Consider the following 25085-nt stretch of genomic DNA (forward strand, 5'->3'; position numbering starts at 1 on the left):
CCTCCATGTTCCACGTGGAACGTACAAAATTACATTCAATTACCCGATGTTCCACGTGGAACTTTAAATAATGATACTAATGCAACAAAGCCCCATACTCCTTCAAGTATCACAAAAGGGTAGAAGCTAACCATCCACGAAGCAAAGCAGCAGATGCCTGCACCGATTAAGTTCAATAAGCTGTATGTTTTGCTTTCCGCAGAGAGCTTTTTATATAGATTCAATAGGAAAGCAATCAATAAAATGATAACCCCAATAGATGCTATGATATCTGAAAGCTTCATATTATACTTCGTTTAGTTCAGTTAATTCCATCCAGCGCAGGCTTTTCTCGTCCACCTGATTAGTTAAAATCTGTATTTGTTGAGCCAGGTTGCTTAGCTTTTCATGGTCTGCTATGCCCGAATTCATTTCTTCAGACAGTGATTTGATCTTGTTTTCAGTGTCTGCAATTTCTTTTTCCAAGACCACCAACTCCTTTTGTTCTTTAAAGCTAAGCTTGCTCTTTTTAGGTTGACTCTTTACTTCGGCCTTTTCTATAATAGCAGCTTTGGCTTGCTGTTTTGAGATCTCCAGCTCATATCTGTAGGATGAATAATTCCCATTAAATATCCTCACATTCCCATCGCCTTCCATAATGAATAGCTGATCGGTGAGCTTGTCCAATAAGTAACGGTCGTGCGATACCAACATCAATATCCCTGTATAATTGGTCAGAAATTCCTCCAATACATTTAAGGTGTCAATGTCCAGATCGTTAGTGGGCTCATCAAGTATCAGGAAGTTCGGATTCTTCATCAATATTTGGAGTAGCTGCAAACGCTTTTTCTCGCCACCACTTAGGTTGGATATAAACCCATGCTGTTTTTTAGGTGGGAATAAGAATAGCGTCAATAGGGCTGAAGCAGAAATCGTCTTTCCATCAGCCATCGTTATGAACTCAGCAACGTTCTTTACCACATCAATTACCCGGTCATCTTCTTTAAAGCTCATCCCCGATTGATGGAAATAGCCCATCACTGTAGTTTCACCCAGGACGATCTCACCTTTATCCGGCTGCAAATTGCCCGTGATCATATTTAATAAGGTCGACTTACCACTGCCATTCTTGCCAGCAAGACCAATCCGATCACCTTTTTTAAATACATAGTTAAAATCAGCGATCAACTGATGATTGTTAAACGCCTTATATAAATGATGAAGCTCTAAAATCTTATTCCCCTGGCGGAAAGTTTTCACGCTCAACTCGACCTTAGCTTTTGAGCCTGCATTCTTAGTCTTTTCTTCTAAATCATAGTAGGCATCTATACGAGCCTTTGATTTAGTGCCACGAGCTTGGGGTTGCCTGCGCATCCATTCTAGCTCTTTGCGAAGTAAGTTCGAGTTCTTTTGAAACTGTGCTTCTGATTCTGCTTCACGCTCTGCTTTCTTTTCCAGGTAATGGGCATAGTTGCCATTGTATGGGATCACCTTGCTATTATCAAGCTCCAGTATCTCGTTACACACATTATCCAGGAAATATCGGTCGTGTGTTACCATTACAATAGTGTTGGCACCTTCGGTCAATAGCTTTTCCAGCCACTCAATGGTATCAATGTCCAAATGGTTAGTGGGCTCGTCCAGCAAGTATACATCTGGTTCTTCTATCAGTAAACGCGCTAAAGCAAGACGCTTACGCTGACCACCTGATAAGGTGTCTATTTTTTGGTTGAGGTGATGAATATCCAATCTACCTAAAATGGTCTTGATCTTATATTCATATTCCCATGCATTGCTATTACTGATCTCTTCGGTGACCTTATCTATAGCTTTAGTATTATTTGGATCATTCTCCAGCAGGTTCTCATACTCCCGGATGAGTTGTTGCTGCTTGTTGTCCGAATGAAAGATATAGTCGCTGATGGTATATGCCTTATCAAAAGTAGGGTCCTGTTCCAGGTAGCCCATACGCAAGTCACGGGCTTGTACAACTTTTCCTTCAACCGGCAAAAACTGTCCGGCCAGTAATTTCAATAGGGTAGACTTTCCCGCACCATTCACACCCACCAGCGCTACCCTTCGTCCACGGTTGATGCCGATGGTCAGGTTTTTAAACAGCCAGTGGTCATGAAATGAATGACCTAAATTTTCAGCAGATAGATATGTACTCACGCTAATAACTTTATTTTGTCGGAAGCATGCACAAATACACCTTCCTGTTTCTTTATCGATTCATTGAACATTGCCCTGGCGACGGTACCGGCGGAGATGCTCCTGTATTTCTTCAAGCCTCCGACTAACAATGGATCAACCACTTTCATCAATCCGATGATAAACCGCTCCATAGGTCGGGATTCTTTCCTGCCGCCTGTCAGCACCGATGGCTGATAGATATGCAAACAATTCAGACCAACCTTTTCAATGGCTTCTTCAACCTCGCCTTTCATCTTCGTATAAAAGTTAGATGATTGGCTATTTGCCCCAATTGATGATACCAAATGGTATTGTTCAACGTCATTTTGCCGGGCTAATTGTGCCAGTATCAACGGATAATCATGGTCGATCTTGCGATATACTGCCAGATCCGGTGTCTTTTTAACCGTCGAACCTAAACAGCAGAATACAGCATGACCAGTAATCGCAGCAGCATGATCATCCAGCTTATCAAAATCAATCACCAGTTGGACCAGCTTTTTATGGCTGACCGGCAATTCCTTTCGCACTAAAATCAGAACTTCATCATAGTAAGACTCGTTCAGCAGTATATTCAGCAATTACTGCCAATTAGTCCGCTTGCGCCTGCTATGACCGCCTTGTTTGACATAAGAAGTTCATAATTTTATGCAAAAATAAGCAATCTGAAATTGTGGAATAAATATTGTGTGTTTAAACATATAATTTGAAGGAAATTATTAAAATCATGAAGAAAACAATTCACCCTGCTAACGAACGCGGGCATAACGACATCGGTTGGTTAAAAGCTAATTTCTCATTCAGCTTTGGCCCTTATTACAATCCTGCTAAAGTGCATTTCGGTGCATTACGTGTATTAAACGACGATATCATTGCAGGAGGCACCGGTTTCGGCACGCACCCGCATGATAACATGGAGATCATCACTATCCCTATTTCCGGCGCTTTGGAGCACCGCGACAGTATGGGCAATACCGGTGTGATCACCGCAGGAGAAGTGCAGGTAATGTCGGCAGGAACCGGTATACAGCACTCGGAATATAATCATTCAAAAACTGAAGATGCCAATACCCTGCAAATATGGCTTTTCCCAAAGGAAATGAACATAAAGCCAAGATATGATCAGAAAAGCTTTATCGAAGACTTAAAGCCTAACCAGTTTACTACGTTGGTCTCTCCGGTAAAGGGTGGCGAGGCTTTATGGATCAACCAGGATGCTATATTTTCTATGGGTGATTTTGAGCCGGGACAGAAAATAAAATACGACATCCAGATACCCGGAAACGGCGCTTATATCTTCCTGATGGAGGGCCAAATAGCTGTGGAAGGCACCGAATTAAACAAAAGGGACGCTTTAGGTGTTGAAGATGTAAGTTCATTTACCATTGAAACCCTAAAACAGTCACGCATTTTAATCATGGAAGTTCCTATGAGATAAAATAGGCCTGACCGGGCCAAAGGTTTTTGAACTGCCCGAAACGATTTGAAATGCAATCGTTTACGACAATAAACCAATTACCTATGGCAGAACAGGCATTACCAGGATGGAAAAAGTGGCTTGAAGGAAGCGGCGACCAGGTCATATTTTTAAAAGGATTTTTTAGAAATATGTTTCGCGGTGGTTTCGAATGGTCGGAATTTGTGCGTCAATGCTACGAAATTGGGTATAAGTCGTTTACCCTGGTAAGTATAACAGCATTTATAATGGGGTTGGTTTTAGCGTTACAGCTGAGGCCAACCCTTGTTAGTTTTGGGGCCGAGAGTATGCTACCGCGAACGCTTGCGATAGCCATTATACGGGAGATAGGTCCCGTAATAACCGCCCTGATCTGCGCAGGCAAGATCGCATCAGGCATAGGCGCCGAGCTCGGCAGTATGAAGGTGACCGAACAGATAGACGCCATGGATGTATCCGGGGCCAACCCTATGCAGTATCTGGTAGTAACGCGCATACTGGCCACTACTTTGATGGTGCCTTTACTTACCTTATTGGGCGATGTTATAGGTCTGATCGGTGGTTTCCTGGCTATCAATATCTCGAGCAAAGTTACTATGACGCTTTATTTCAACAAGTGTCTCGATTCTATCAATTTTTCCGATCTGCTGCCGGCATTTATCAAGACGATCTTCTTTGGCTTTGTAATAGGCTTTATAGGTTGTTACAAAGGCTACAATTCAAATAAAGGCACCGAGAGTGTTGGTTTATCGGCAAATTCAGCTGTAGTGGCTGCATCGCTCTGGATATTTGTTATAGACGCTATTGTGGTACAGATCAGCAACATCATTATCTATTGATATGGAAGACAAGGAAACGATAGAAGAGCAAAAGCACTCATCTTCCAAAAAGAAAGAGCTGGTGATCCACATCAAAGGGTTAAAGAAGTCATTTGGTGATCATCATGTTCTAAAACACGTTGATTTGGATGTGCATCGCGGCGAGAATGTGGTTATCCTAGGTAAATCAGGCACGGGTAAATCGGTTACAATCGAATGTATTGTTGGTATGCTAATACCTGATGAAGGCGAAGTTAAAGTGTTTGGAGACGATGTCCCTGAAATGAACGAAAAGCAACTAAAAGAATTACGTACTAAGATTGGTTTCCTGTTTCAAAGCGGGGCATTATATGATTCGATGACGGTACGAGAAAACCTTGAATTTCCGCTTACAAGAGTGCTGAAGATAAGGGATCAGGCTGAAATAGATCAGCGGGTGGAAGAAGCGTTAGAAGGTGTGGGTTTGGCGGATGCAATCGATAAAATGCCTTCAGAGCTCTCCGGAGGTATGCGAAAACGGTTGGGCTTGGCTCGAACACTGATCGTTAAGCCGGAGATCATGCTTTATGATGAACCGACAACCGGGCTAGATCCGATCACCTCGCGGGAGATAAGTCAGCTGATACTGAAAATGCAGAAAAAATATAAAACCACCTCGATCATTATCACACATGATATGGAATGTGCTGAAATTACAGCCGACCGCGTGGTAGTGATGAACGATGGCGAATATGTGGCAGAAGGCTCGTTTGATGATATCAAAAAATCAAAGGACGAGTTTGTATGCTCGTTTTTTTTAAAACCTATGCTATGAAAACAACATCCGGACAGAAAATAAAAATAGGAGGCTTTGTGCTCGCCGGGCTGGCGGTGCTGATTGCCGGTATATTCCTTATAGGGAATAAGAAAGGACTGTTTACAAAAACGTTCAACGTACATGGTATGTTTAAGAATGTCAATGGGTTGCAGGTTGGTAATAATGCCCGTTTTGCGGGGATAAATGTTGGCGTTGTGAAGGATATCGTGATTGTTAACGATACGACTGTAAAAGTGATTCTTACCCTGAATGAAGATGTCCGAAAATTTATTAAAAAGGACGCTAAACTAAGTATCAGTAGCGATGGGCTGATGGGCGATAAGCTGATCGTAATATCATCAGGAGGGACGAATAGTAACCAGGGAGTTGTAAATGGCGATGAATTAACGGGGGTAAACCCTTTTGATGTAGACAGGCTCGTTAATAAGTTTAGCAAGATAGCCGACGATGCCGATGAACTTGTGGGCGGACTTGCAGAAATTATAGATAAAGTAAACCATGGTAAGGGAAGTATAGGCCGATTACTTAACAACGATAAAATGGCCAAAGATCTGGAAGGGACAGTGAATCAGGCTAAAAGCACCATTGCCAATGTCCACAAAACAACAGGTACTTTAAATGAGGACCTGAAAGCTGCACAAAGCAATTTCTTACTGCGAGGCTTCTTTAAAAAGAAGAAAAAATTGGAAAAAGCACGCCAGGATTCTATAAAGAAAGCGCAGGAACAGCAAAATGATCAGCAAAAGAAGGACGATCAACAGAAAAAAGATGATCAGCCCAAGCCATAAAAAAGGCCCCCCGATATAATCGGGGAGCCTGGTAGAATATCCCGGTGGAATTTGTTATAAATACTTAGTCAGTTCAGGAGAAAGCGGAGTAACCTGTGAGCGGAAACGGTGGATTAATTTACCATTTTCGTCGATCAGGAATTTTTCAAAGTTCCATTTGATCTCTCCGGTAAAATCGGGGTTTGGTGCTTCTGTCAGATATTTGAACAATGGATCGATGTCATCACCTTTAACACTTATTTTTTGGCTTAAAGGGAAGGTAACGCCATAGTTTTTCTGGCAGAAAGATTTGATCTCTAACGCATTTCCTGGCTCCTGTTGCCCGAAGTTGTTTGCAGGGAAGCCTACAACAACTACTTTGTCTTTATACTGATCAGCTAGTTTTTGCAACTCAGCATATTGTGGGGTAAAACCGCATTTTGAAGCTGTATTAACGATCAGTACTTTTTTGCCTTTGTATTTGGCTAATGAGAAAGCTTCACCATCAATGTTTTTTAGTTTAAAATCATAGACAGAAGCAGGAGCAACGAATAAAAGCGTTAGGAAGATTGCTAATATTTTCATGTTATTGAATTTTGGTTTCGTTTTAAAGTGCTGAGTAAAATTACACTAATAAAACCGCAATTACCTGAAAATATAAATCGGAATTATGTAAAATTTTGTAGCCGGTTACTGAGGATAAAACCCAAGCTACAATAAAAAAGCAAAGTATTATTAACTTCACTGTAAATACTAACTCTTATCACGTAGATAATTCTTATATGGCGCATTCATTTATATATGTCAAAAATAACAGAAACACGGAAAGAACAGTCGGAGTTTGGGATTCAGTGCTTCGAACTTTTATGATTTTTTTTAATGATATTTCAAAGCGAAACGCTACACCCAATGGTATCGAAACTGAAATTTGCGGACATTATCATATGGAATTACTTGAATGGCATACTTCCTTCATGGAAGCGATGCTTCAGGAAGTGTACGATGACTCCGAATTGAAGTCGTGGTATTTATCAATACTTTTGCTAATGGAGTCCAAGCTTGACGATTTAAATGAATATATTGATAATAATTATTTAAATCAATTGATTCAATCTCAAGGACTCGACGATAATTACCCTCAGCCTGTAAAAGTTTTTTTTATAAAAACCCTTATATATGACATCTATTGGGTATTGGCTGAAAGAGAAACTCCTTCCAACTACTACAAATGGTTTGAAGATAATATTCCTAATGAATCGGATTAATTACTTTTATCGGAAGTTCTCTTAGCCAAGTAATAATCCTCTTTACCTGTCATTACCTTCTTTTTTTCTGCCGTTTTGTCTTGATAACCAAGTAAATGCAGAACGCCGTGGATGATTACCCTATGTAATTCATTCACCTCTCCTGAGTTGAATTTTAAGGCGTTTTCGCGGATGCGGTCAATAGAAATAAAAATATCACCTTCAATAACGCTCTCTTTTTCAGAGTTATCAAAGGTGACAATGTCAGTATAAGTGTCATGATCTAAATACTGCTGATTGATCTTCAGCAGGTATTCGTCTGAGCAGAAAATATAGTTGAGTTCTTTTAGCTTGTAACCCTCGGCTTCAATGGTGGCTTTTACCCATTGTTTTACCGCTGTTTTATTCTTTAGTTTAAAGCTGATATCCTCTTCAAAGAAATTTATTGAGGGCATTATATTTTAAAATGAAGTTCAACTTCATTTCCTTTTTGGTTGAATATGCATTGATCTGCCAGCTGTTTTACGATGAAAACACCGCGTCCGGTTAAGGCCTCAAGGTTTTCTTCGGCAGTTGGGTCAGGCAGGTGATCGTAGTCAAAACCTTCGCCTTCGTCAGTTACTGTCCAAACAACACGCTTAGAATCAACTTCTGCGTTGATGATCACCTTCTTATTCTCATCCAGTTTATTGCCATGTACAATCGCATTTATAGCAATCTCATTCAGGCAAGTCATCATATTAGCAAAGGTATCTTCGCTAACCTGGTGTTTGTCTGCTATTTGCTCTATCAAAAGCTCCAGCTGCGTTATGCTTTCCGGTTTGGAAGGGAGCTGTAAAGTATAAAGCTCGCTGGTTTGTACATTCGCTTCTTGCATGTTATTTGGCATTAAGTTGATCAAAGTAAGATTTTATTTTTTGTTTATAGTACAAATTAAGTGCCGGAGATACTGTCTTAATTTGTTCGGTCTGTTTTTCTTTCGATTTTTGGTAGTCCTGCAACGCCTTAATGTATCCTGGAGGCATATCCTTTCCCGCATTACTTTCCCGCTTCTGATCCTGATCCCTTTGTTGCTGAGCTTTTTCTGCTTCAAGCATCCGGGTTTGGATCTGCTGCTGCCTCTTTAGCACTTCATCAGTTATTCGCCTGTTTACGATATCGTTTTCAGTTTGTTCCATTTCTTTTGAAATTTTATCCAAATTGCCGATACCTCCGGTGCCGTTTTTGTTCTCGTCTTTATTAATTTCCTGCAGCGCCTGCCTTATCATTTCCTGCTGCCTGACCATTTTTGCCAGTTGCTCGCTCATGCCCGCGCGCTGACTTTGTGACATATTTCCACCCTGTTTTTGCAACTGATCGCGCATCTGCTGCATGTTCTGGTTCAACTGCTGCTGCATCTTGTTCAGCTGCGATAGCGAGGGCTGTTTGCCTTTTCCACTGCCACTTTTGCCGTTCTTCATCGAGTTCTGCAACTGCTCCAGCGCCTCATTCAGCATCAGTGCCAGGTTGTTCATTGATGTCATGGCATATTGTTGATTTCTTGAAGCTTCTGCCGTGCGGCGATCGCCCAGATTTTCCAACGACTCATCAATGTGACTATTTATGCTTGCTATCTCCTGGTTTACAGTTGTTTGTATCTGCGGAACCCGTCGACTTAAGGCATATAGGCTGTCTTCTGCCGTTTTTAAGTTGTCTTTTATGTCCTTTTGTTTTTGTGCTAATATAGCATAATTTGGATCAGTTGGATTAGTATTTTTCAACGTTTCCATAACTTTTTCCTGATCGAATGAGCTATTAACGAGATTTTTTAACAATTCGCGTAGCTGTGCCGCATCAACATTGTTTTGCGTATCCTCGCCCTCCTGGTTTTTGTCCTCCATTTGCTTAGCCATCTGCTGCATTTGCTTGGCTGCATTTTGCTGTGACTGAGCGGCTTTCTGCTTGTCATTCTTCTGCAATTGATCAGAACTTTGACTCATTTGCTGATCAATTTTTTGTTCGTCACTTTTCGGATTTTCGAAATTGTTTTTTTGTTCAGCACTGTCGTTTTGCTTTTGCAGGTCATCCAGCGAGTTCTTGACATCCTGGAAATCCTGTTTAAGTTTTTCCTGTTCCTGCTGCAATTGTTTGGCATCTGAACCCTGCTGTTTTGTCTGTTCAGAAAGTTTTTGTTGCTTGTCTGCCAGTTGGTTAAGCGTATTGATATTCTGGTTCAATTTCTGGTCAAATTCCAGTTTTTTATACAGCTGCAGTATACGGTCAAGCTCTTTTCTTAGTGATTTGTTGTCCATCTGCATTTTGGATAACTGGTCGCGTGTCATGTCCTTTTGCTCCTGATCCATTAGTGCCTGAAGTTTCTTCAACAGATCCTGAGTTTTAGGGTCGAGCACATTATTAAACAGGTTTTCAATCTCCTTCTGCTTTTCTAAAATTTCCTTATTCTGCTGTTCGTTTTCCTGGCGGTTAACCATGTTCTTTTTGTTCTCGGCCTGTATGTCTTTCACCAAGTTGTCCAGGTCTTTTTTCTTTTGCAGCAGATCGTCTATCTCTTTCTTTTCATCAAAAGATAAGGTGTTTTTATCCAGTAACTTTTGATTCAGCTTTTGAGCGTCGCGCTCTATCTGGCTGGCCAATTTAATGGCCGACTGCATTTTGTCCTTCACCGCCTGCGTGCCTTTTTCCAGTTCTTCATTCAGCTGTTTCTGGTCTGGTACATTCAGTGTACGCTGAGGCGAGCGCACTTTTTTAGGACCGCTAACGCCATCATTATCTGCAACTTCAAAATAATAAATTACCTGGTCACCGGGTTTGGCTCCCAATTGCTTCATATCCCAGAAGTAAAAGAAATCAGCCTGGGTTTTGCTCAGATCAGCCTTGACGGAACGGGTAATAGTATGTTCAGAGTTCTTATCGCCAGGAGCTCCGATCTTATAGTTAAAAGTCAAAGACGAAAAACCATGATCATCCTGAATTTTACCATTAAAATAAAGCGCCTTACTGCTGATCGAATCTGATTTTTCCTCAACGGTTATGGCCGGCATTTCATCAGCGATTACATTAATTCGATAGGCTGCTGAATCACCGCGGTTTACATTTTCATTCTGCGGACTGATCTTATAGAATGAATTTTTATAAACCCTTTCAGTATGCTCAAAAGCATCATCACCCGACTTAACCGCATTGGTGCGATTATTATTTATATCGAATTGAATGCCTGTAGCATTTTGCGTATGGAACTGCCATTTTACGGTTGTTCCGGCAGGAAGAGTAAGATCGCCGGCGTTGAGTAACTGTTCCGGTTTTTTATTCAGATAGGTAGGATAATTCAGCTGAACATCAAAATGTAGTAAAGACGGTTTCAGGTTTACTTTAATCTCGTATGGTAGAGATGTAAACCCGTTGGCCGTTAACCTGAAAGTGGTATTCTTTTGCAGATTTCTGAACTGATAATGAAAATGGCTGATGTTATCTTTATCCAGTTTAAAAGTATTGTTAGCGGTTTCTATATAAACATCCGATGGCAGTTTGTCACCATTCAGCTTTAGATTCAATTTCAGATCATCGCCTTGAACAACAGATAATGATTGGTTTAAAACCACAAATTTAAAAGGAGCAACAGGTGCAAAATATTCATTATGCCTGATGATCCTTTTGGTGCTTTCTGTCAGGATAGATGGCGCCGCCAGTGCAATGATGCAGATGACAGCTGCGGGGAATACTACCCATTTCAGGTATTTGGTATTCTCTTTTATATTGATCGCTGATGGAAAACTAACCGGCTTTAGTGTCTCAATTTTTTGGTCGATACTGGCTTCTATCAGTTCGCGTTGCTGCTGGTTGCCGTCGGCCAGTTTTTTAAGCTGAAGCGTGTTCAGTAGCTTGTCGCTTACATCGGTAAAATGTTTACCAATGATCTCGGCCGCCTGGTCGTGCGTAATGGTTTTGCCAAGTCTAAGCCATGCTAAAAATGAGGGAAGGATGAGCCAGGCGATCAGTCCTAAATTCAGCAGGATAAAAAAGTAAAAAAGGAAGGTCCGGAAGCCGGAATTAAAGTTGCCGTAGTACTCGCTGACGGTGATAATGATGTAGGCTGAAAATATTCCTGCGCCAAGAAATATCAATCCCCGCAGCAAATTGTTGAAATAATACTTGCGGATGAAAGTATCGATCTTGCTGATTAACAACTCGTAGTTTTCCGATGACCGCATAATCTATTTCAGACAAATACGCTAATTATAGTTTTAACGCAACATAAATATCAAAATTATAACTTTTAAATGATAATCGTGCATTTCAAAAAAGGGATAGTCGCCGTATATTTGTAAGGCAAACTGATAAGTTTAACTAACTAATTTTTATGACTCAACATTCCGACCTGGAACTGGCATCTGAACTAAGAACATTGTTCACCCGTTTGATCAAAAAACTGCGTAAAGAATCAGTTACGGGGCAACATTTGTCGCTTACTGAGCGATCGACCATGTCGCTGCTGTATCAGAATAAGCAACTATTACCGAGTGAGCTGGCTGCCTCTGAAAAGATCACCAATCAATCCATGTCGCAGATATTGAACCATCTGTTAGAGTTGGGATATATTAACCGGACAGCGTCAGATATCGATAAGCGCAAGGTGCTGATCTCTCTGACTAAAACGGGAGAAGAAACACTTTTAAGAGTTCGTGCTGAGCGGGATGAATGGTTGGCAAAGGCGATCAGTGGCAGCTGTAATGAAGAGGAAATAAGCCTGCTGAAAAAAATGATGGGTCCGCTGAATAGGATCATCGATCACGAATAAAGGCAGAAAATAAAAACACAATCTACCAAACGAATAAATGAATATTACCACTTTTAAAGCATTCGGAAGCCGCAATTACCGGCTATATTTTACAGGGCAATCCGTTTCTCTTATCGGGACATGGATGCAGAAAACCGCAGTAAGCTGGGTGATCTACTCGCTTACGCATTCCACTTTTATGCTAGGGTTGACCTTGTTTGCAAGCCAGTTCCCATCCTTTTTATTTTCATTGTTAGGTGGTGTAATTTCCGACAGGTATGACCGCTTTAAGGTATTGTTAGTTACCCAGGTCGCATCTATGGTACAGGCTGCTATCCTGGCCATATTGATCTTAATGGGTCATTATGAAGTTTGGGAGATACTGGCGCTCAGCGTAATGCTGGGAATTATCAACGCTTTTGACGTACCGGCGCGGCAGGCATTGGTGTATGAGATGATCGATGATAAAAAAGATTTGCCTAATGCATTGGCACTCAATTCATCTATGGTTAATTTGTCAAGATTGATAGGGCCGGCTATTGCAGGTTTCATACTTGAGAAACTGGGCGATGGGACCTGTTTCGCACTGAATGCCTTAAGCTTCCTGGCAGTTATCGGCTCATTATTGCTTATGCGCCTGCCAAAATATATTAAACAGGTGCATACCAAAAATGCCTTCGGCGAGATGAAGGAAGGATTCGAGTACCTGAAACAAACACCATCAATTGCTTTTATTATTATCATGCTGGCGCTGATCAGTTTGTTGGTGATGCCATTCAGCACCCTATTGCCTGTATATGCAAGGGATATTTTTAAGGGAACCGCGTCAACATTCGGCATTATAGATAGCGTGATAGGCTTAGGAGCATTCAGCTGTGCCATATTCCTGGCATCATTAAAGCCAGGCACGAACTTGAAAAGAATATTGGCTGTTAATACGCTGATATTCGGCGCCGGATTGATACTGTTTTCGCATGAAGATAATTACCCGTTGGCGCTGGTGTTTTCAGCAGTTACCGGTTTTGGTATGATGTCGCAGGTTACGGTGAGTAATACATTGATACAAACTACTGTCGACGCCAATATGCGCGGCCGTGTGATCAGCTTTTATGCGATGGCGGTTTTCGGTATGCAACCATTGGGCGGCCTGGTGATCGGTTCTGTATCCAAATGGATCGGAACGCCAAATACCCTACTTGGCGAGGGCATAATAGCCGGACTAATAGGTTTGCTGCACATGCGTTTCTTAAGGAAAGAAAAGCTCAAAAAACAACAGCCTATGCCTGCTTTGGGGCAACAAACCGTGCAAACGGTTTAAGAAAGCACAGATTTGCGTGATTCTTAGATAATATTATATTTGTATCTGATAGGTTTGTGTTAATAATCAATTACTAACATACCTGACCTTTCACTCTGCTTAATTAATTTTCGCTAAACAATAGTCGAGCCTGCTTGTATTTAACCTTAAAGAAACCAACAAAGTGCCCTGAATTTATGAGCAACGTATACAAGTATCCCTCGGTAGATGATCTTATAAAAAAAGCAAAATCCAGAATTCCCAATTTCGTATTTGAATATCTAAGCGGCGGCTGTAATGATAATATTGCCGTTGACAGGAATACGCGCGATATCAGAAATATTGAATTGAGACCGTATTATATTACAGACCATAAAGAAGCAGATTTAAAAACAGAACTATTTGGTCATACTTATGACCTGCCGTTCGGTATTTCTCCAGTGGGACTGCAGGGATTGATGTGGCCGAATTCTCCCGAGATATTAGCCAGGGCATCGTTAAAGCATAATATCCCGTTTGTAATAAGTACGTTGACAACAAGTACCATCGAAAGACTATCGGAGCTTACGGAGGGTCGTGCCTGGTTTCAGTTATATCACCCCAAAGAAACCGATCTGCGCGATAAAATTTTAAAACGGGTTGAAGACGCAGGTTGCCCGGTACTTGTATTAATAAGCGACATGCCAACCAATGCTTACAGGCCTTGCGATATGCGTAACGGCCTGGGCCTACCGCTCAAAATGAGCCTTAAAAATATACTCCAAATTTTGGCCAGACCAGAGTGGCTGCTTAAGACCTTGAAATATGGCCAGCCAAAATTTGCTATTATGGAGCCTTATCTGAAGAGTTTAAATAACCATCTCAACTTTGATAATCAATTGACCGGGGAAAAAATAGCGGCCATAAGGGATAGATGGAAAGGGAAATTGGTCATCAAAGGAATAGCTTCGGAAGAAGATGCAGAGGCGGCTATCCGGCTGGGTGCAGACGGCATTATTGTTTCTAATCATGGCGGACGACAACTGGATGCGGGCCCATCATCGATAAAAACGCTTGGTCCTATCGTAGAAAATTATCATGACCAAATCAAGATCATGATGGATAGCGGATTGCGGAGCGGACCGGACATTGCAAGGACCCTGGCCACCGGTGCGGAGTTCACTTTTATGGGCCGGAATTTTATGTATGCGGTTGCAGCACTTGGGGATGAAGGCGCTGATCATATCATCGAATGCCTGAAAATTCAGTTGAAACAGGTAATGGAACAGATTTCCTGCACTTCAGTAGGTGATTTGAAGAATCATTTAATGAAACCTGTTTATCAACCGGTGCAACATGCTGTTAGGCAGATTCAGTCAGAGCTGGTCATAAATGACCTTTCCGCTTAAGCAAAATGCGGGATCGGAGTATTTTTGATCTCAGACTTTATATTTTCCGGTTCGGGCTGCTTTTCTTTTAGTGCCAATTCTGCTTTCACCTTTTCATCAATATTGATGATCATTGCTTGTTTGGCAGGCTTCCTGTTAAACACGGTATCGCAAGTGTAAACACAAACATAAAACGAGTTGCCAAACTTATCCTCGTGCAGCCAGCAGGCAGATTGAAAATTTTTTGTTGTGAATTGCTCATTAACATCATGCAGTGATTTTAATTCACCCTTTACACGCATATTGGCAGGAGTAAGCGCCAGGAATTCCTCTTTGGTATAACCATATTGCAATTCGGCAGCCTTATTGGTCGCCAGGAATTTGAAAGTGTCAGCATCATATATAAACATGGGCGCAGGAATGTTCTCAAAAAGCCGCCCATAGTGTTCACCTGCAGCCTTTAAGCGTTTTCGCTGCTTTCTGATAAGCATATACATTGTTGTGAATACAAGTGTTACTACAAGACTGCTATTTAGTATGCGAAACAGATTGATGTGTTCCGGTTCAAAATCGTCTGCAAGAGAGTTGATTGTACGGTTAGCAAGTATAGCCCAGCCAAAGGCTGCGATAAGAATCAGCCCGGTTATTATAATAGTATTATTACGGTTCATTTAAGAAAAAGCGTGCAATTTTAATTATTAAACAATCAAAAAGGCAAATTGTTTTACTCAATGATAAATATTGTTAATTAGAATGATGTATAATCGTTTAAAAAGCAATTTCTCTGATTCGAAATAAACTCATTAACGTAGAGTTAAATTTTATTTGGAAGATAAATTATAATCTCTCACCTTTGGTTCTTTAATCCTTACCAAAACTAAATCACAAATATGAACCAACAAAACGACCCTGTAGACGGTCTTCACACAATTTTTAAAAATATCAGCAATTAGATATTCGACTACGTTGAGGCAGAATAGTACTGACCTGAATATAACGTAGATATCTGGCTTTTATACTAGAGAAAACATTTCGTTTCACGACGATATTACATCACCCAATTTTACCTTATCACATGTATATACGTAAAATCTACATCTTATTATTTGTACTTTTTTCCGCCCGACTCTTTGCACAAACAGTTGAAAAAAGTGCCCAAACCGCCCAGGCATCACAACCAGGTTCACCATTGCCTGATGAAGGGACAGTTATTTCTAATCCCGCTCCGGCATCTCCCGATGCCGCCTCATTGGGTAAATATGGCAATATACCGGTCAGTCTTTATACCGGTGTGCCAAATATATCTATTCCATTATATACGATTAAAAGTGGCGATTTGAATATGCCCGTTTCCTTAAGTTATCATTCCGGGGGTAATAAGGTCGAGGAAATGGCTTCTTCAGTAGGACTTGGATGGTCTTTGAATGCAGGCGGTGTTATTACACGAACAATCAGAGGAAAGCCAGATGAAGAACTCAATGGTTTTTTGAACCAACCCAGTGCTACACAGATTAATAGCATGATTGGTCACTGGACAACGTTAAGCAGTACACAACAGGGCCAATTAGATTATTATTTGAATGCGACTGCCGACGGGACACTGGACTCTGAACCTGATATCTATAATTTTAATTTTTGTGGCTACTCCGGGCAGTTTGTTATGAATTCTTCGGGACAGATCACAATGCTTCCGTTGCAAAATATCACTTTCACTTTCTATGTTTTCGGCGGACAAACCACCTATATACAATCTTTCACAGCAAAAACACCAGATGGTGTCACCTATTATTTCGGCACCGACAATGCGATCGAATTCTCGAATTCTTCAGGCAGCAATGTCCGTCATGCCATTTCCTGGTACTTGTACAAGATCGTTAGTCCTTCGATGCATGAGATCGATTTGACCTATACGCCAGAATCTTACAATTTCTCAACTTCCGCGCAGCAAACACTTTATTATTTTACTGCAGCAACGGGAGGTACCGGCGATGGATCCAATACCCCATCTAATGTTCCGGTAGACAATACAACGCCATCGGTGACCAATGTATTCACATCTGTAAAATTGAATAAAATTAGTTTTGAAAACGGAAGCTTACAGATTTTTGCAAACAACTTCCGCTATGATATCAATGGGTTTGACAAGTCAAACGGCGCCAAAACCATTGACACTGTTGCTATTACCTCAGGTAATTTTTCAAAGCTATACAAATTCTATTACCTGAACACGACGAATAAACGTTTGCGATTGGATTCATTGGTAGGGCAGCTTGACCCGATCGACGGGACCGGTAGCTATAGGAAAGAGAAGTATAGTTTTTCTTATTTGGCAGATTCCTGGTCACCTAATGTATCAACCTTGTATGCACAGGATTGGTGGGGATATTACAATGGTAAAACCAATTCGGTATTGGTACCGGCCTCCAGCCTGGGAGATGGTACGAGTGCAATATCATTGCCCGGGGCTAACAGGACGCCGGACGAGAGCTCAATTCTGGCAGGTATGCTTAAAAGTATAACTTATCCTACCGGAGGTTCAACAACGTTTACATTTGAAGCTAATACGGAAAGTAATAAAAACCTCGGCGCGACTTCTAATCGCTATCCAAAAACTCACTATATGTATGGTATCTCTAATGATCCCGTGAGTTCTTACTATAATGGTACAGGTAATTATATTGACAAGCCTGCTCTGGCATTCTCGATTAGCAATGTCGACAATACGCCTGTGGCAGTTAACGTAGCTGCTTATGGCCTCGGATCAGCTAATCCGCCAGCCTCGCCGCCAAGTCCGGTTGATAAGATAGAGGCAATGATTTGTGATTCGGTAAATAATTTTACGCATGTTATTTACTCTTTTCCTACCCCTGGTGCAGTAATTAGTCTTCCTCCTGGATTTTATGTTATCCGGGTAAATGATAACACGGATCAAGGGAATCCCAATAACGGTCCAAATTATATCAAATATCAAGTATCGGTGACTTACGATGGTTATACCCCTGCCGAAATCCAGGCAATGAAAAACAATTATATAGCGAGCGGCGTACGCATCCGGGAGATTGACGATTACGACGGAATCAATACGAATCCGGTCAATGTTAAAACCTACCAGTATTTTCAGCCGGGGACTACTTATTCCAGCGGATGGTTAACTTACCAGCCGGTTTACAGCTATAACCTGGACATTGAGTCGCAGGAGAATGGGACGATCGGCCCGATAGGATCATGGATCGATTCATATTTTACACGGACCAGCACCTCTAATTATCCGCTGACCACAACGAAAGGGTCGGTTGTCGGTTACTCTCACGTCGAGGAGTTTTTAGGTGCAAATGGCGAAAACGGGAAAAATGAATATTTTTATACGAATGCCCAATCCTATCCGGACTCAGGCGGAGATGGGGTGTTCCCTTTTGCACCTCCGGAAGACTATGATGCTTACAGGGGCCTGTTACTTAAACAAACTACATGGAAAAACACCGGTTCGGGTAATTTTGCAAAAGTCACCGAAAAGGTAAATGATTACTCATTTATTAAGTTTAACATCAGCAACTTCGGTATAAAGGTTGGCTTTAATCCCAAGCCTTATAGTTATAGTGCCTACAATTCCTATTTTACTAATCCGGGGGCATTAGAATTGGGCAGGGCTCTGGAAACTACTTATTACGTTAATACGGGTTATAATTATGTATCAACGGATACTACACGGGTATATGATCAGAACGACCAGAGTAAATATTTGCAGACTATCAATAATTACCAGATCGATTCCTCGACTTACCAAATTACCCAAATCCAGTCTACCAACAGTAAGAACGAGAAGATTATTCAAACAGTGACTTATCCATACCAGTATAATCCATTCGGAAGTACCGGGGTAGCTAACCTGATCACAGCCGGGATAACCACCTATCCAATAGAAGAAGTTACTCAGAAATCGAACCCGGATGGCTCGAACCTCAGGACAGTTAAAGCTGTTTATTCCACTTACAAGTTAAACGGACCATATCGCGACTCGGTCTATGAGATGAGGTCCGTGACAGGAATTCCGAATTTTCGTATGAGCACGACTGGTCCTATCGATAGTCATTATCAACCAGTGGTATCGTTTGATAAGTATGATTCATATGGTAATATTATCCAGGAGAAAAAGATAGGGGATGCCGTGCATACGTATATATGGGGCTATAATAACTTAAATGCGCCGTACAACTATACGTATCCGATAGCTGAGGTGATCAATGCGGATAGCGTTAGTGTAGCCTATACTAATTTTGAACAGTTGCGCAACTCGGGCGCAAGCTGGGGCAACTGGACATTCAATTATGCGGGAATTACCACCGATGCGACAGCGCCTATGGGTGCATCATGCTATTCTATTTCGGGGACCAACACTTTAACAAGAAGCGGGTTGAGCTCATCGAATAAGTACGTGGTTTCTTTCTGGTCTAAATCAGGAGCGGCCATTACAGTGACTGGCGGAACAGTTACTAACGTGGCGACGGGAAATGCTAAAAACGGATGGATATATCATGAATACAGCGTTACAGGCGCAAGTTCGGTTACAATTGGCGGTACAGGATCGATAGATGAAGTAAGACTGTACCCTTCAACCGCACAGATGAGCACCTATACCTACATTCCGCTTGTTGGTATGGCGAGTAAGTGCGATACGAAGAATGATATCACATATTATGTGTATGATAATGTTGGCAGATTGATCCAGGTGCTTGATCAGAATCAGAATGTGGTGAAGCAATATCAGTATAACTATACCAATACCAGGTAGTGATGTGATGGCTATGGCCGGATTAAGGAATCAATTACCTGGTACAAAACATTTAAACCTTAACATAATGAAAAGACAATACAGGAACTACCTGTTATCACTTATACTATTACTTGCGGCGATAAAAGGTTACGCCCAGGTCCCTGGTATTAGTTATACAAACACGCAGACAATAGTAGCGGGAACCACGATCACACCAATCGCTCCAACAAATTCCGGCGGGGCAGTTGCAGTAAATGGGCAAACTGCCTTGCTCGCTGGTTCGGTGGGACTTGCAGGCTCACAGGATGGTTCTGGCGGCACAGCCAGATTCAGCAACCCGATAGGCATGGCGGTGGATTCGGTTGGTAATATCTACGTTACCGATGAAGGAAACTATAAAATCAGGAAGATCACCCCGGCGGGTGTTGTAACAACTTTTGCCGGTACAGGTGGGGCCGGGGCTAATAACGGCCTTGCGGCTCAGGCAACTTTCAACGGACCCTTTGGGCTTTGTTTTGATAGAGCAGGGAACATGTATGTGGCGGATTATTTTAATAATATGATCCGTAAAATAACACCGTCCGGAATAGTGAGCACGTTAGCAGGGAGTGGTACAAAGGGTTATGTAAACGGCCCATCCGGTACGGCACAATTCAACAATCCTACAGGAGTAGCGGCAGATGCCTTAGGGAATGTGTATGTAGCCGATTATGGTAACCGGATGATCAGAAAGATCACCCCTGATGGCACGGTTTCGCTTGTTGCGGGGCAGACAACGGCCGGTTATAACGATGCCCAGGGAGCATTAGCACAATTTAACGGGCCGCAGACCCTGGCTTTTGATCCGCAGGGGAATCTTATTGTAGTGGATAAGGCAAATAATATGATCCGCAAGATCACGCCGAATGCCACAGTTTCAACCCTGGCGGGCCAGCTTACAGCAGGGTATAGCAATGGTACAGGAGGTGCAGCTCAGTTTAGCTATCCTGCTGGAATCGCGATTGATCCAGCGGGTAATATTTATGTTCCTGACTATAATAATAACTGCATCCGTGTAATCTCGCCTTTGGGTGTCGTAACTACATTGTCGGGAACCACCGTAGCCGGATCAAATAATGCAGCAGGTAGTACCACTACATTCAACAATCCATACGGTATTGCAATTGACAAATCAGGCAGTCTGTACGTAAGTGATTTCACCAATGAGACCATTCGTAAGGTATTAAGCACCCCATATACAATCAGCCCGGCTTTACCTGTAGGATTGAATTTCAATACTACAACGGGTGTGATCAGCGGAGCGGCTATTTCATCTTCTCCGTCAACTACCTATACTATCACAGCCTATAACCTGAGTGGAAGCGGTACTGCTACGTTGACCTTTGCGGTCAATGCCGCTTCAGTTGCCCCAAGCCAGAACATGAACTATATCATGACGTATGTGCCGCGCGTGTCGGGATTAACAACTTCAACTGCAGTCGTGAATGCCAGCACCGACAAAACCCGGGTACAGGCATCGATACAGTATTTGGATGGGCTGGACAGACCCCTACAAACTGTACAGGTAAAAGGCTCGCCTAATGGAAGGGATGTGGTTCAGCCCTTTATATATGACAGCCAGGGAAGGGACTCGGTAAAATATTTGCCTTATGCGGTAACAGGTTCAGCCGGCAGTGATGGCAGTTATAAAACCGATGCGCTGACAGCCGGTACAGGCGTGTTTAGCTTTTATAATCCGACAGGAACAGGCACAAGCGGTAACCAGCAAAATAATGGGATTGTTGTGAACCCTAATCCTTACTCGCAAACCATATTTGAGCCATCATCCCTTAACCGGGTGACAGAGCAGGGTGCGCCGGGAACCCCATGGCAGCCTGTACCCAACAGTACTACCGGGCATACGGTGAAAATGGTATACACACTAAATAACTCCTACGCTTTTTCGGCTGACTCAGTTAACGGCCGGCAGGTAGCCTGGTATAATGCGACTATCAATGCCGACGGCAGCCGCAGCTTAGTTGCTAACGGATTTTATCCGGCAAATACCATCACGGTTACTGTAACAGAAGATGAAAACTGGACAAGCAAACGTGCCGGTACCACAGAAGAGTATAAAGATATTGAAGGGCATGTTTTATTAAAGAGGCAATATAATTATACCACTTCGTTGCAGGTATTGTCTACTTATTATGTGTATGATGACTTCGATAAACTGGCATTTGTGTTACCGCCGATGTCTGGAGCAGATGCTGGAACAACCATCAGCCAAACTACACTGAATAACCTGTGTTACCAGTACCGTTATGACGAACGGGGACGACTGACGCAAAAGAAACTGCCGGGCAAAGGCTGGGAATATACGGTGTATAACTACATCGATCAGCCGGTGGCGACACAGGATAGTTTGCAGCGCGCAGCAAATAACTGGATAATTACTAAATATGATGGTATAGGCAGGGCGATAGAAACGGGAATATGGAATGCATCGCTCAGCCGTTCGTCATTGCAGGGTACGCTGACTGGTATAATCACCAACCTTTGGGAGTCGCCGGTAGCAACAGGTAATGGCTATACCAATGTGGCCTGGCCAACCACCGCTTTGGCGGCAACACTGGACCTGAACTATTATGACAGCTATGCGAATATTCCCGGTTTACCTGCAACTTACAGTTCGCCTACCGGAGCCAGCGTGCAAACCAGAGGTCTTGCTGTAGCAAAAAAGACAGCAGTATTAAACACCCCAACCGACCAACTTTGGAGTGTAACCTACTACGATGACCTGGGCAGGGCGATAAAAAGCTACGCGCAGCATTATTTGGGCGGAACAGCCAACACCGGCAATTATGATGCTATCAGCACCAGTTACAACTTCACCAATGTGGCAACAGCAACTACCCGCCAGCACTTTACCACGGGAAGTACGACGGTACCATTGCTGACTGCAACCAATACCTATATGTATGATCATATGGGCAGAAAGGTAAAAACCTGGGAGCAGCTAACCTATGGCAGCTATCTGCCTACAGGCAACACCTTAATAAGCCAGGCGGATTATAATGAAATAGGCCAGGTAATGACCAAGCACCTGCACAGCACAGATAGCGTGAGCTTTTTGCAAAACATATCCTATAGCTATAATGAGCGGGGCTGGATGCTGGGTAGTATTTCGCCATTGTTTGCCATGTCGTTATACTACAATACCAGTGCAGGCAATAAAATGTGGAACGGCAACATCATGTACCAGTACTGGGGTACGCAGGGCAACCAGAATTCACATTATGCTTATGCCTATGACAAGCTGAACAGGCTGATTGCGGGCAGTTCCACAGCCAATAACAATGAATACCCGGCATATGACCAGCATGGTAACATCATAGCATTGAACAGGGGAACAGGCACAACGTATGCAGCTTTTGACCAGCTGACCTACAATTACACCCTAAGCGGCAACCCGACCAACCAGGTGCAAAGCATAGCAGATGCTAATACTAGCAACACAGGTTTAGTGAGCGGTACCACCAGCTATACCTATGACGGTAATGGCAATATGCTGATCCAAAATAACGGTACCAATAATCAGCAGAACAAAACGTTTACCTATAACCTGCTAAACCTGCCACAGACGGTAGTGGCCCATACAGGCATTACCACAACCAGTACGTTAACCTATACCTATGACGCTGCAGGAAATAAACTAAGACGAACCAGCACCGGCCTGAGCAATACGACTGATTACATTACAGGTATACAATATGACGGAACAACCACGCCAGCCCTTAATTTTATACAGACCGAGGAAGGCAAAGCAGTATACCAGGCTTCAACAGGCGGCTTTGAATATGAATACTATTTAGGCGACAACCTGGGCAACACCCGTGTAACCTTCGGCACCAAGACCGGAACAGCGGCCGTGTACCAAACAGACGACTATTACCCGTTTGGGATGGAGGTGAACAGCTACACCAATTATCCCAAGAATGAATACCTTTACAATAAAAAAGAGCTGCAGGAGGAGCTTGGGCAATACGATTACGGCGCAAGGTTTTATGATCCGGTGATAGGGAGATGGAATGTAGTGGATGCTTATGCAGAGCATCCAGATCAGATTGACCTTTCGCCTTATGCATATGTTGGGAATAATCCGATAACCAGAACAGACCCTGATGGCAATTGCCCGCCTTGTGAAGTTCCAGATGAAGAGAATGATTTTCTACGATATTCTAACCAGGCTGATAAGAATCAAGATTATACAAAAGCTATAATCCACGATGCGAGTGTCGGTATTTTGGATGTTATTGGCGTAAGAGACCTTGTTCGTGCGGTTGAACATCTTGGAGATAAAAACGTTTCCACCACGCAGAAAGTAACGCGCGTTGTAGTTGCTGCTGTAAATGTAATGCCAATTGATGGTGAAGGAGAAAGGACAGGGCAGGGGCCAAAAATAAAACTAGAAGAGCCTAAAATAGATGTTGCTTACAAAAGACCAAACAATGCCACCACTCCTGAACAAAGAGCTTCTGTACAAGATAAGCCCTGTGCAACTTGTGGAGCAACAGGAGGGAAAAGAATAGCAGATCATAAAAAGCCACTCGTTCAGGAGCATTACGAAACAGGTAAGATAGACAAGAAAAAGATGCATGACGTAAATTCTGTGCAACCTCAATGTCCTACCTGCTCAGCTAAACAAGGCGCTGAAATGAGCAAATATTCTAAGAAACAAAAGAGAGCAAATGGATTATAGTAAAGAACAGAAAATAGTATGTGAGCAATATGGCTCACCGTTTTATGAGTCACCAGCATTTATGAAAGTAGGCGTGTCTAGGAACGTTAAAGATGGAGTTTGGCCAATAAATGGTTTGAGGCATCCACTAGAAGGCGATACAACGGGTTGGTATATATGGGCCGGAGAGTATTCATCCGATCCTGATTTCTTTGTGCCGCTACACGTCGAACATCTTAACGAATGGTGCCCAGAAATTTTAAAGTATCTAGCGTTGGCACCTGGATGGAGATTCCTTATCGCGCCGAATTATGAGGACGTTTGGAAGGATGCTTCCTTACTTGATGTTGATTAATTAATCACAATACCAAGCCCAGTCCAAAGCTGGACTTTTACTTTTTATAAGCCTGTCTGGTCTTAGCATGTTGGATAAGGCCATCTATAGAGTATAGGATGTGCTCACGATCTTCTTCAGGAAGTTGTTGGATGGTGAGGAGTTTGTCCAATAAAGCGTGATCCACAGTCGGATCGGACTTACCAAGTACGAGATAGTCCAATGACACTTTTAAAGCTTCAGCCAGCTTGCCTGCGATCTCAATTGAGGGCGTAGCTTCCCCTAACTCTGGCGCAAGAATGAGGGGCAGGGCAGTGTGTGAAAAGCTTCTTGTGCTTATTTTGCAGCAACGATTTTTTGCTGTACTTTGATGCGGCATGAGCAGGAAATATGGTAATGTATCAAAGTTGTTGTTGATTAGATAAAACATTGATAATCAGAACCAATTAAAAACAGCTAAATAAAGATAAGAACGAAGTGGATGGTACTAAGATATCATCCGCTTATTTTTTGTAGTTTAAACATCATCTAAATGCCTGAACCTTTAT

Annotated in this window: 20 protein-coding genes; 11 read left to right on the plus strand and 9 right to left on the minus strand. The window is 42.4% G+C overall.

What is annotated here, in order from left to right; all coding sequences use genetic code 11:
• Positions 1 to 35: 35 nt before the first annotated feature.
• From VIM89_RS10565 to VIM89_RS10575, 3 genes are read right to left on the minus strand one after another with little or no spacing between them, the layout of a single operon-like run.
• Positions 36 to 284: a CBU_0592 family membrane protein gene (locus tag VIM89_RS10565; protein WP_488156114.1), complete on the minus strand. Its 249-nt coding sequence runs from the start codon at positions 282 to 284 to the stop codon at positions 36 to 38.
• Between the two features lies 1 nt (position 285).
• Entirely contained in the window at positions 286 to 2151 is a 1866-nt protein-coding gene (locus tag VIM89_RS10570) for an ABC-F family ATP-binding cassette domain-containing protein (RefSeq protein WP_488156115.1), read from the minus strand.
• Complete coding sequence (locus VIM89_RS10575) at positions 2148 to 2753, minus strand: Rossmann-fold NAD(P)-binding domain-containing protein (RefSeq protein ID WP_488156116.1); 606 nt, start codon at positions 2751 to 2753, stop codon at positions 2148 to 2150. Before VIM89_RS10575 ends, VIM89_RS10570 begins: the two co-directional genes overlap by 4 nt.
• 146 nt (positions 2754 to 2899) lie before the next feature.
• On the opposite strand from VIM89_RS10575, the gene VIM89_RS10580 reads away from it, so the two are divergent.
• From VIM89_RS10580 to VIM89_RS10595, 4 genes are all read left to right on the plus strand, one after another.
• Complete coding sequence (locus VIM89_RS10580; protein ID WP_488156117.1) at positions 2900 to 3610, plus strand: pirin family protein; 711 nt, start codon at positions 2900 to 2902, stop codon at positions 3608 to 3610.
• A gap of 83 nt (positions 3611 to 3693) precedes the next feature.
• On the plus strand, positions 3694 to 4467 hold the full coding sequence (locus VIM89_RS10585) for an MlaE family ABC transporter permease (protein WP_488156118.1): 774 nt from the start codon (positions 3694 to 3696) through the stop codon (positions 4465 to 4467).
• 1 nt (position 4468) lies between these two features.
• A complete protein-coding gene (locus tag VIM89_RS10590) occupies positions 4469 to 5260 on the plus strand; it encodes an ABC transporter ATP-binding protein (RefSeq protein ID WP_488156119.1) in 792 nt (263 codons plus the stop codon).
• A complete protein-coding gene (locus VIM89_RS10595) occupies positions 5257 to 6051 on the plus strand; it encodes an MlaD family protein (RefSeq protein WP_488156120.1) in 795 nt (264 codons plus the stop codon). The genes VIM89_RS10590 and VIM89_RS10595 overlap by 4 nt, the downstream gene beginning before the upstream one ends.
• 54 nt (positions 6052 to 6105) lie before the next feature.
• Here the strand turns inward: VIM89_RS10595 and VIM89_RS10600 are convergent, their stop codons facing one another.
• Positions 6106 to 6615, minus strand: a complete 510-nt coding sequence (locus VIM89_RS10600; RefSeq protein WP_488156121.1) for a glutathione peroxidase — start codon at positions 6613 to 6615, stop codon at positions 6106 to 6108.
• Between the two features lie 197 nt (positions 6616 to 6812).
• On the opposite strand from VIM89_RS10600, the gene VIM89_RS10605 reads away from it, so the two are divergent.
• Positions 6813 to 7295 (plus strand): hypothetical protein, encoded by a 483-nt coding sequence (locus VIM89_RS10605; RefSeq protein ID WP_488156122.1) that lies wholly within the window; start codon positions 6813 to 6815, stop codon positions 7293 to 7295.
• Here the strand turns inward: VIM89_RS10605 and ybeY are convergent.
• The 3 genes from ybeY to VIM89_RS10620 are packed head-to-tail and all read right to left on the minus strand — an operon-like array spanning position 7292 to position 11482.
• On the minus strand, positions 7292 to 7729 hold the full coding sequence (ybeY, locus tag VIM89_RS10610; protein ID WP_488156123.1) for an rRNA maturation RNase YbeY: 438 nt from the start codon (positions 7727 to 7729) through the stop codon (positions 7292 to 7294). The two genes, VIM89_RS10605 and ybeY, sit on opposite strands and share 4 nt — an antisense overlap.
• The gene (locus VIM89_RS10615) at positions 7729 to 8151 is read right to left on the minus strand and encodes an ATP-binding protein (RefSeq protein ID WP_488156124.1); all 423 of its coding nucleotides are present in this window, start codon (positions 8149 to 8151) and stop codon (positions 7729 to 7731) included. The genes ybeY and VIM89_RS10615 overlap by 1 nt, the downstream gene beginning before the upstream one ends.
• A 1-nt stretch (position 8152) precedes the next feature.
• Positions 8153 to 11482 carry a DUF4175 family protein gene (locus tag VIM89_RS10620; RefSeq protein WP_488156125.1) on the minus strand — a complete coding sequence of 1110 codons (3330 nt, stop codon included), beginning with the start codon at positions 11480 to 11482 and terminating at the stop codon, positions 8153 to 8155.
• 149 nt (positions 11483 to 11631) lie between these two features.
• On the opposite strand from VIM89_RS10620, the gene VIM89_RS10625 reads away from it, so the two are divergent.
• The 3 genes from VIM89_RS10625 (at position 11632) to VIM89_RS10635 (ending at position 14733) form a co-directional block, all read left to right on the plus strand.
• Positions 11632 to 12069: a MarR family winged helix-turn-helix transcriptional regulator gene (locus VIM89_RS10625; protein ID WP_488156126.1), complete on the plus strand. Its 438-nt coding sequence runs from the start codon at positions 11632 to 11634 to the stop codon at positions 12067 to 12069.
• Between the two features lie 37 nt (positions 12070 to 12106).
• The gene (locus VIM89_RS10630) at positions 12107 to 13366 is read left to right on the plus strand and encodes an MFS transporter (protein ID WP_488156127.1); all 1260 of its coding nucleotides are present in this window, start codon (positions 12107 to 12109) and stop codon (positions 13364 to 13366) included.
• A 176-nt stretch (positions 13367 to 13542) separates the two neighbouring features.
• A complete protein-coding gene (locus tag VIM89_RS10635) occupies positions 13543 to 14733 on the plus strand; it encodes an alpha-hydroxy acid oxidase (RefSeq protein ID WP_488156128.1) in 1191 nt (396 codons plus the stop codon).
• Here VIM89_RS10635 and VIM89_RS10640 read toward each other — a convergent pair.
• Positions 14730 to 15383: a PAS domain S-box protein gene (locus tag VIM89_RS10640; protein WP_488156129.1), complete on the minus strand. Its 654-nt coding sequence runs from the start codon at positions 15381 to 15383 to the stop codon at positions 14730 to 14732. The two genes, VIM89_RS10635 and VIM89_RS10640, sit on opposite strands and share 4 nt — an antisense overlap.
• Before the next feature lie 404 nt (positions 15384 to 15787).
• Here VIM89_RS10640 and VIM89_RS10645 point away from each other — a divergent pair, with 404 nt between their 5' ends.
• From VIM89_RS10645 to VIM89_RS10655, 3 genes are all read left to right on the plus strand, one after another.
• Positions 15788 to 19501, plus strand: a complete 3714-nt coding sequence (locus VIM89_RS10645) for an RHS repeat domain-containing protein (protein WP_488156130.1) — start codon at positions 15788 to 15790, stop codon at positions 19499 to 19501.
• A gap of 67 nt (positions 19502 to 19568) precedes the next feature.
• Complete coding sequence (locus VIM89_RS10650; RefSeq protein ID WP_488156131.1) at positions 19569 to 24224, plus strand: DUF6443 domain-containing protein; 4656 nt, start codon at positions 19569 to 19571, stop codon at positions 24222 to 24224.
• Complete coding sequence (locus VIM89_RS10655; RefSeq protein WP_488156132.1) at positions 24214 to 24558, plus strand: immunity protein Imm33 domain-containing protein; 345 nt, start codon at positions 24214 to 24216, stop codon at positions 24556 to 24558. The genes VIM89_RS10650 and VIM89_RS10655 overlap by 11 nt, the downstream gene beginning before the upstream one ends.
• 37 nt (positions 24559 to 24595) lie before the next feature.
• Here the strand turns inward: VIM89_RS10655 and VIM89_RS10660 are convergent, their stop codons facing one another.
• On the minus strand, positions 24596 to 24967 hold the full coding sequence (locus tag VIM89_RS10660) for a helix-turn-helix domain-containing protein (RefSeq protein WP_488156133.1): 372 nt from the start codon (positions 24965 to 24967) through the stop codon (positions 24596 to 24598).
• Positions 24968 to 25085 lie beyond the last annotated feature (118 nt).

The sequence above is a fragment of the Mucilaginibacter sp. genome (genome assembly GCF_036568825.1).
Lineage (GTDB): Bacteria > Bacteroidota > Bacteroidia > Sphingobacteriales > Sphingobacteriaceae > Mucilaginibacter.